At 63.6% G+C, this 8,318-nt stretch carries 7 protein-coding genes; 4 read left to right on the plus strand and 3 right to left on the minus strand.

The annotated features are described in order from the left end of the window. Positions 1-130 precede the first annotated feature (130 nt). The gene (locus tag AC4PS6_RS22420) at positions 131-1,039 is read right to left on the minus strand and encodes a LysR family transcriptional regulator (RefSeq protein ID WP_014718804.1); all 909 of its coding nucleotides are present in this window, start codon (positions 1,037-1,039) and stop codon (positions 131-133) included. Between the two features lie 205 nt (positions 1,040-1,244). On the opposite strand from AC4PS6_RS22420, the gene AC4PS6_RS22425 reads away from it, so the two are divergent. After that, complete coding sequence (locus tag AC4PS6_RS22425) at positions 1,245-1,643, plus strand: helix-turn-helix domain-containing protein (protein WP_014718805.1); 399 nt, start codon at positions 1,245-1,247, stop codon at positions 1,641-1,643. A 58-nt stretch (positions 1,644-1,701) separates the two neighbouring features. Continuing rightward, positions 1,702-4,464, plus strand: a complete 2,763-nt coding sequence (locus AC4PS6_RS22430) for an ATP-binding protein (protein WP_014718806.1) — start codon at positions 1,702-1,704, stop codon at positions 4,462-4,464. On the opposite strand, the gene AC4PS6_RS22435 is transcribed toward AC4PS6_RS22430, so the two are convergent. Then, entirely contained in the window at positions 4,411-5,913 is a 1,503-nt protein-coding gene (locus AC4PS6_RS22435) for an ATP-binding protein (RefSeq protein WP_014718807.1), read from the minus strand. The two genes, AC4PS6_RS22430 and AC4PS6_RS22435, sit on opposite strands and share 54 nt — an antisense overlap. 95 nt (positions 5,914-6,008) lie before the next feature. Continuing rightward, positions 6,009-6,959, minus strand: coding sequence for a GlxA family transcriptional regulator (locus AC4PS6_RS22440; protein WP_038450439.1), 951 nt, complete (start codon positions 6,957-6,959; stop codon positions 6,009-6,011). A 181-nt stretch (positions 6,960-7,140) separates the two neighbouring features. Between AC4PS6_RS22440 and AC4PS6_RS22445 the strand changes: the two genes are divergently transcribed. Next, the gene (locus AC4PS6_RS22445) at positions 7,141-7,863 is read left to right on the plus strand and encodes a pirin family protein (protein ID WP_014718809.1); all 723 of its coding nucleotides are present in this window, start codon (positions 7,141-7,143) and stop codon (positions 7,861-7,863) included. A gap of 145 nt (positions 7,864-8,008) precedes the next feature. Beyond that, positions 8,009-8,318: hypothetical protein (locus AC4PS6_RS22450; RefSeq protein WP_492181025.1), on the plus strand; the 310-nt coding region annotated here is incomplete at its 3' end.

The following is an 8,318-nucleotide window of genomic DNA, read 5'->3' on the forward strand; positions in this document are numbered from 1 at the left end:
GAATATCAGCCAAAAGTTGGTTGAGGGTTGCCCCTCAACCATAGAATCTCCCACAAGGACTTCGTCTGGCGCTGATTCTGCGGGCAGTACATAGCCCTGTGAGGTGTCAGGTGGAGAGGAGTCAGCTCCATCACACGTCCCGCGCCATATGCTCCGCAATCCTGCCCCTCAACCAACGCTCCGCCGGGTCGTTGTCATGCACCCCGCTCCACACCATCGACAGCTCCGCCGCATCAATCGCAAACGGCGGGTCCTCGGCGCGCAGGCGTGTGCCTTCGGTCAATGCGCACGCGGCGTAATCGGGCACGGTCGCGATAATCTGCGTCCCCGCCAGCAACGCCCGCAACCCACTGAACTGCGGCACCGCCAGCACCACCCGACGCGAGCGGCCGATGCGGGCCAGGTCCAGGTCGATATTGCCGCTCAGGTCGCCAGAGAACGACACCATCGCATGGGGCCTTGCGCAGTAATCATCCAGGGTCAGCGGCGCCTCGCCGTCATCCCCGCGCAGGACCTTGCAGGGGATATCGCGCAGCTTCTTGCGCTTGGCATTGGCCGGCAGGTCGGTGGTGTAGCTGACCCCCACGGAAATTTCTCCGCTGGCCAGCAGCGAAGGCATCAACAGGTAATTGGCCCGGCGCACCACCACAATGATGCCCGGCGCTTCTTCGCGCAGGCGGCTGAGTAACGACGGAAACAGCCCGAACTCCGCATCATCGGACAAACCGATGCGAAACACCGCGCAGCTGGTGGAGGGGTCGAAATCCTTGGCACGGCTGACGGCGCCCGAGATGGTGTCCATGGCCGGTTGCAGCTCCTTGAGTATCGCCAGTGCACGCGCCGTGGGTTCCATGGCACGGCCGTTGCGCAGCAGCAACGGGTCATCGAACAAATCGCGCAAGCGGCCCAATGCAGCGCTCACTGCCGGTTGGCCGATAAACAGTTTTTCGGCGACCCGGGTCAGGTTTTTCTCGAACATCAAGGCTTCGAAAATCACCAGCAGGTTCATATCGACGCGGCGCAGATCGTTGCGGTTCATGGGTGCTATCCAAACGTTTTCCAGAGGGCCAGGGAAGCATGCACTGCACGCCTGGGATTGCATAGCTGTGCTGTCTTTTCCAGCACCGCACCTGGCGAAATTAACAACGATTAACTCGTCAGCCAGGCACTCGGGCAACAAGATAAAGGGCGTCTACACTGCACCCATCCACCGGGAACGTTCCCATCGACTGCGGATATTTGTCATGGCCCGACTCGAGCAATATGCCCCCCGGTTATCTCCCACCGGCGGCCTGTGCCCCCGGCGTGAGCGTATCGCCAAGCAACTGATCCTCGCCAACCTCGGCGAAAGCCTGGCGATTGCCGACCTGGCCCAGGCCTGCGCCTTGTCGCGCAGCCATTTTTCCCGCGCCTTCAAGTGCACCACCGGGCTGTCGCCCCAGGAATGGATTCGCCAGCAACGCATCCAGCGCGCCAAGGAATTGATTACCGGCTCGTCCCTGAGCCTCACGCAGATCAGCCTGGAATGTGGCTTTTGCGACCAGGCGCACTTTTGCCATATGTTCACCCGCAGCGAAGGCGTCAACCCGATGACCTGGCGAAACCACCACTCGCGTAGCAAACCTGATGTGATCGCTGCCTAGTGGTCTGCACGTACCTGGAATATGCTGGCCGCTTCCTTCCTCCAGAACCTGGGCAGCCATGAATGACTTGAGCGACCAGGCCGTGCATTTCGGCCCCTACCGCATCCACCCGCGCCAGCGCCTGGTGCTTGAGGCCGGCCGGCCGCTGCGCCTGGGGCGGCGGGCGGTGGACATTCTGCTGATCCTGCTGGAACACGCCGGCAATGTGGTGAGCAAACAGGAGTTGATCGCGCGAGTCTGGCCCAAAAGCGTGGTGGAAGACGGCAACCTGCGGGTGCACATGGCGGCGTTGCGCAAGGCACTGGGGGACGGCCAGGCCGGGCAGCGTTATATCGTCACGGTCGCCCAGCGCGGCTACAGTTTTGTTGCGCCACTGAGCATCGAACCCATGACGCTGCCCACCGACGGCGCGCCCCAACGCCCCAGCCATAACCTGCCCCTGCGCCGCACACGCATGATCGGCCGCCAAGCGCTGATCGACGCCCTGGTACAACAACTGCCGCAGCAACGCTTCATCACGCTGACCGGCGCCGGTGGCATCGGCAAGACCACCGTCGCCCTGCGCGTCGCGGAATTGCTGATTGGGCATTACCGCGACGGTATTCACCTGCTGGACCTGGCGCCGCTCAGTGCAGCGTCCATGATCCTGCCCAACCTGGCCGCCCTGCTCGGCCTGACGCCGGGCGAGAATGCGTCCCTGGCCAGCCTCGCCCGCAACCTGCAGGCACGCCAGATGCTGCTGGTGATCGACAACTGCGAGCACCTGCTCGACGACATTGCCCTCATCAGTGAAACCCTGTTGCGCCATGCACCGCACCTGCACATCCTCACCACCAGCCGCGAAGCCCTGCGCGCCGAAGGTGAGCATGTGCAGCGCCTTGAACCGCTGGCCTGCCCGCCCGCCACCGGCAACCGCGCCCAGGCCCTGGGTTACCCGGCCATGCAATTGCTGATCGAGCGCGCCATGTCCCACCAGGAAAGCTTTGCCCTCAGCGACGCTGAACTGCCCCTGGCGATTGATATCTGCCAGCGCCTGGACGGCATTCCCCTGGCGATAGAACTGGTGGCGGCGCAAATCGAACGGTTTGGCTTGCCGGGCCTGCTGGTGCAGATGGAAGACAACTTTCGCCTGCTGACCCGTGGGCGACGCAGTGCCCTGCCTCGCCAGCAGACCCTGCGCGCCACGCTCGATTGGAGCTTTGACCTGCTCACCGCGTGCGAACAAATCTGCCTGCGCCGCCTGGCGGTCTTTCGTGGCGGCTTCAGCCTGGCCAGCGCAGCGGCGGTAATCGCCGGAGAGCAGGTGGCCCCCGCCGAAGTGCTGGGCTCGATTACGCAACTGGTGGCCAAGTCGTTGTTGAATGTGGAGGCCAGCGATGACGAGATGGTCTATCGCCTGCTGGACATCACCCGCACCTATGCCCTGGAAAAGCTCAGCCAAGCCTGCGAGCTGCATGCCACGCGAGAGCGCCACGCCGCCCGCTGCCTGGCACTGATGGAACAGGCCCAGGGCGATTGGGATTTGATCGCCACACAGCCGTGGATCGACCGTTACGCACCGCTGCGCGAAGACGTGCGTGCCGCCCTCGACTGGGGCTTTGCCGAGGGCGGTGCGCAGTTGCTGGCTATCCGCCTGACGGTCAGCGCGATGCCGCTGTGGCAAGAATTGTCGTTGCTGCGTGAGCACGGCGGCTATGTGGACCAGGCGCTGGCGCTGATCGGCCAGGTCAGCGCGCCCTGCACGCAATTGACCCTGCAACTGCAATTGGCGCTGGGCAGCCTCTCCTATCACGCCATGGGCGCTGCGCCTCGGACCATCGCGGCGTTTGAGGGGGCTGCGCGCCTGGCCGAGATGCACCAGGACCGTGCAGGCCAGTTGCGCGCGGTCTCCGGGCTGATGGCGGTGAACCTGTGCGCCGGGCGCTATGGCCCAGCGCAGGAGCTGAGCCTGCAGTTCGATCGCCTGGACCCACGCACCGAGCCGTTGCTGGACCTGAGCGCCCAGCGGCTGCGTGCGCTGGGCCAGCATTACACCGGGAACCAGGCTCTTGCCAGGCACCACGCCGAGCAGGTGCTGCAGCGTATGTCCCAAAGTGGTCACGTGAACCGCTTTGCCCTCGGGGTTGGCGTGCAATACGACCAGAGCGTCGCCTCCTTGACCGTGCTGGCGCGAATCCTGTGGTTACAGGGTTTTCCCGAGCGCGCCTGGCGCACCGCCAGCCAGGCGCTGGAGCTGGCGCTACAGATCAACCACGGCACCTCGATCTGCTACACCCTGGCCCTGGCTGGAGTGGTGATCGCCCGCTACAACGGCGCCGAAGACGACGCCCAAGCCCTGCAAAGGCTGCTGCTGGAGCAATCGCACAAGCATTCGGTGCAGTTGTTCCAGACCTGGGCCGGGCATTACGCCGGTATTCTTGGCCAACCGGATTGGCAGGGCCTGGGCCTGATCCAAGACACCTTGATCACCTTCGGCACCCATGCTGTGGATGTGCCAACCCTGGAACGCGCGCGCAGTGGAGCTGCGGGCTGGTGCGCCCCGGAGATTCTGCGGGTGTACGCCTTGCAGCTAGAGGATGAGCACGCCGCGCAAACCCTGCTGCTGGAGGCGCTGGGCCTGGCGCACCAGCAAGGCGCCCTGGCCTGGGAGCTACGCTGCGGCGCGTCCCTGGCGCTACTGTGGCAACAGCAAGGGCGCATTCAGCTCGCCAGGGACTTGCTCAGTTCAATCCATGCACGCTTCAGCGAAGGCTTCGCCACCCGGGATCTACTGCGCGTGCGCTGCCTGCTCGACGAGTTGCAGGACAAGCGGCCGGCCTGAGAACGCGCCCAGGCAAGGCGCATAGCCTTGTTGCAAACGCTCGACCTGGCGCGGGTCCCGCAGTTGCCCCAAGGCGTAGCTGCGCACGCAGTTGAGCAGGCGATAGCGCGGCGGGCCCAGGCCGGGCTCGACATTCAGCAGCGAGACGTTGACCAGGCGCGCCAGCAGGTAAGACAGGTCGGCATGTTCGAGCTCGGTACCGGCCACCAGGTCACTCAGGGTGGGTAAGGTGACTGCCATCTTGAACAGACTCAATTGCAGAAACAGCCAGCACTGCGGCAGGCTCAAGCGCTCGTAGCTCCAATCCAGGGCCGCGGTCAGTGATCGATGGCGCGCCACCGCCGTGCGGCGCCCACGGGCCAGCACTTGCAAGCCCGTGCGTACTTGCATCTGCACACCGCCGATGCCCAACGCATCCACCTGGGCCGCCGCCAATTCCAGGGCCAACGGCAGGCCATCCAGGCGCCGACACAGGTCGCGCAGCGGCGCCACATCCTGAGGCCGCAAATCAAACCCCTGCTGATTGGCACGCGCGCGCGCCACGAACAGTTGCACCGCAGGACAGGCCATCGCCTGTTCGACATTGGCCGACGGCGCCGGCATCGCCAGCCGAGGCACGCGCACCACCCACTCGCCAGGGGCCAACAAGGCTTCACGACTAGTGATCAGCACGCTGATGCCAGGCGCCATCTCACGCAGCGCACGCAGTAGCTGTCGACACGCGCCCAGCAGCAGGTCGGCGCCATCGAGTATCAGCAGTAACTGACGCGATGCCAGACGCCGGCCCAGTTCGTTGAGGCTGGCGGGCGCCGAATGCAACAGCAAGACCCTGGCCAGGTTATCGAGCAGCTCGCTTGGCGCTTGCACAGCGGCCATATCGACCCACCATACGCCGTCGCGATAACGCGGCAATACCCGCTCGGCCAGGGCCAGGGCCAGCGTGCTCTTGCCAATGCCGGCCACACCGGTGAGGGTCAGCAACCGCTGCGCGGCCAACCGTCGCGCCAGCACGCCCACCAGTTCATCACGCCCCCACACCGGGCTGAGCCGTGCAGCCAGGTTGTGCTGAGGCAGCAGCGTCGGCAGCGCGTCCTGCGCAGGCGCAGCGAAGCAGTAACCGCGCTGGGGGTGATTGAGGATCCAGCGTTGGCCGTCCAGCGCACGACGCAGCGCGGCGATGTGCACGCGCAGGTTGCTGTCCTCGACGACGCTGTTGGGCCACACCCGTTCGATCAAGGTCGCCTTGCTGATGAAGTGCCCGGGCGCTTCAAGCAGTACCGCGAGAATATCCAAGGCTCGCCCGCCCAGCGGCACCGGCCAACCCGCCTTGCTGACCAGGCGCTGCTGCCGATGAAAGGTGTAGGGGCCAAAGCTCACCGCCGTACCATTTTGCATGTCCGTCACAGCGCTGAAACACCCGTGCTTGAGTGCCTGCGCATCCTTTTCCATGGGCTCGACGCTATCTTGCCAGTTGGCGATGACAGGACAATGCTGGCACGGGGAGCAATACGGACAATCGGGTGCCTGAGACGGACAGGGTGTCGTTAACTGAACTGTTGTCGGTATTGGGTAGGGTTCAGCCCGAGCTTTTCGCTGAACAGAAAGCGCATATGCCGCACGCTGCCAAAGCCGGCGTGGAAGGCCACGGTCTTGAGCGGCAGGTCGGTGGTTTCCAGCAGGTGCCGGGCCCGGTCGATACGCGCGCCCTGCAGGAACGCCATGGGCGTCATCTGCACGTCCTTGGCGAACAGCCGCGCAAAGTGGCGCGCGCTCATCCCGGCCAACTCAGCCATGGACTCGATGGTAAAGGGTTGATCCAGATGCGCCAGGACGTGGTTCTGCACACGGGTGATCGGGGTTTCCTGGGGCGCCACGGCGGCAGTCATCGGGCTGAACTGGGCCTGGCCGCCCTGGCGTTTCATCACCACCAGCAGCACCTTGGCTACGTCCACCGCCACTTGCTTGCCATGGTCCTGGGCAACGACCGACAGGGCCAGGTCGATACCCGCAGTGACGCCCCCAGAGGTGATCAGGCGCCCGTCCTGCAAATAGATGCGGTCGGTTTCGACGATGGCGTTGGGAAACGCCTTGATCAACCGCTCGGTGTAGTGCCAATGGGTGGTCACGCGGTGCCCGTCGAGCAAACCCGCGTGGCCAAGCACAAAAGCGCCGGTGCAGATCGAGCCAAAACGCCGAGCCCGTGGCGCCGCAGCTTTGAGCCACGGCAACAGCGCGGGGTGGCATTCGTTATAGGCGCCGGGGCCGCCCGGCACCAACAGCAAGTCATAAGCCGCCTGGGCCTGTTCCAACAGCAGGTCGGTCTGCACGCTCACGCCATTGGAGGCCTGCAACGGGCCGGGCTCAGTGCCGATGGTCAGGATCTGGTAGTGATCGGCCGCTGGCAGGTAGCGGTTGGCAATCGAAAACACTTCCAGCGGCCCGGCCATGTCGAGCAGCAGGAAGTCCGGGAACAGCGCCATGGCCACGGTTTTCATAAGCGGGAAATGTCCATCGAGAAGGAGTGCGGCGAGCATTATGGCACGACTTTAACTGTCAACCTGAAAGCGACAGTTATTCTATTTTCATCTTCTTAATCAATCATTCGTTAACCATTAACCTTCTTCTCAACGCAAGCGCCCTGCATCTCGCAGCCCGCGCTCACTTGAGGACTGGACCATGCTGACCCTTCGCAAAGCTTCCGAACGCGGCGCCGCCAATCACGGTTGGTTGAAGTCGTTTCATACCTTCTCATTCGCCAACTACTGGAACCCCAAGGAACAGGGTTTTTCCGACCTGCTGGTGATCAATGATGACCGCGTCGCCGCAGGCAAAGGCTTCGGCCAGCACCCGCACCGCGACATGGAGATCTTCTCCTACGTGCTCGAAGGTGCGCTGGAGCACAAAGACACCCTGGGCACCGGCTCGGTGATCCGCCCCGGCGATGTGCAACTGATGAGCGCGGGCAGCGGCGTGGCCCACAGCGAGTTCAACCACAGCCAGCGTCACGGCGTGCACTTCCTGCAAATCTGGATCGTGCCCAACGAAGCCGGCGCCAAACCGCGCTATCAGCAAGAGCATTTCACTGAAGCGCAAAAACGTGGGCGCTTGCAGTTGATCATCTCGCCAGAGGGTGCCAACGGTTCGCTGAAAGTGCGCCAGGACGCACGGGTGTATGCCGGCCTGTTCGACGCTGACGAAAGTGCCCGCCTGGAACTGGCACCGGATCGCTACGCCTACATCCATGTGGCGCGCGGCAGCATTGAGCTCAACGGCCAGCGCTTGCAGGAAGGCGACGGTGTACGCGTACGGGACGAACGCCAGATCCGCCTGAGCCATGGCGAAGACGCCGAAGTGCTGGTGTTTGACCTGCGCCCCAACGAACTGCCGCAAATGCCATGACGGTCGCAGTGATGGTCCCGCCAGCGGGACCATCGTTGGCATCGATAGTCACCATCAGCGCAATGAAGTTCTCTTAAAAAATGCAACGCGTAACATCAAACCCATGCCAAACGGCACCCAACTTAAATACTCGGAGCACACCATCATGAAACGCCAAATCCTGCTTAGCCTCGCTTTCTCGGTACTCGCTGCAAACGCTTTTGCCCACCCGGTTGTCGCTGAAGGCGGCGCGGATCGCCTGATAGAAACCCGTGTTGCCGAAGGTGGCGCGGATCGCCTGCAAGAACGTGGTCTGGCTGAAGGCGGCGCTGATCGCTTGCAGGAACGTGGCCTGGCTGAAGGCGGTGCTGATCGCTTGCAGGAACGTGGTCTGGCTGAAGGCGGTGCTGATCGCTTGCAAGAACGTGGTCTGGCTGAAGGCGGTGCTGATCGCTTGCAGGAACGTGGTCTGGCTG

Source organism: Pseudomonas sp. DW-iso17 (assembly GCF_058725345.1).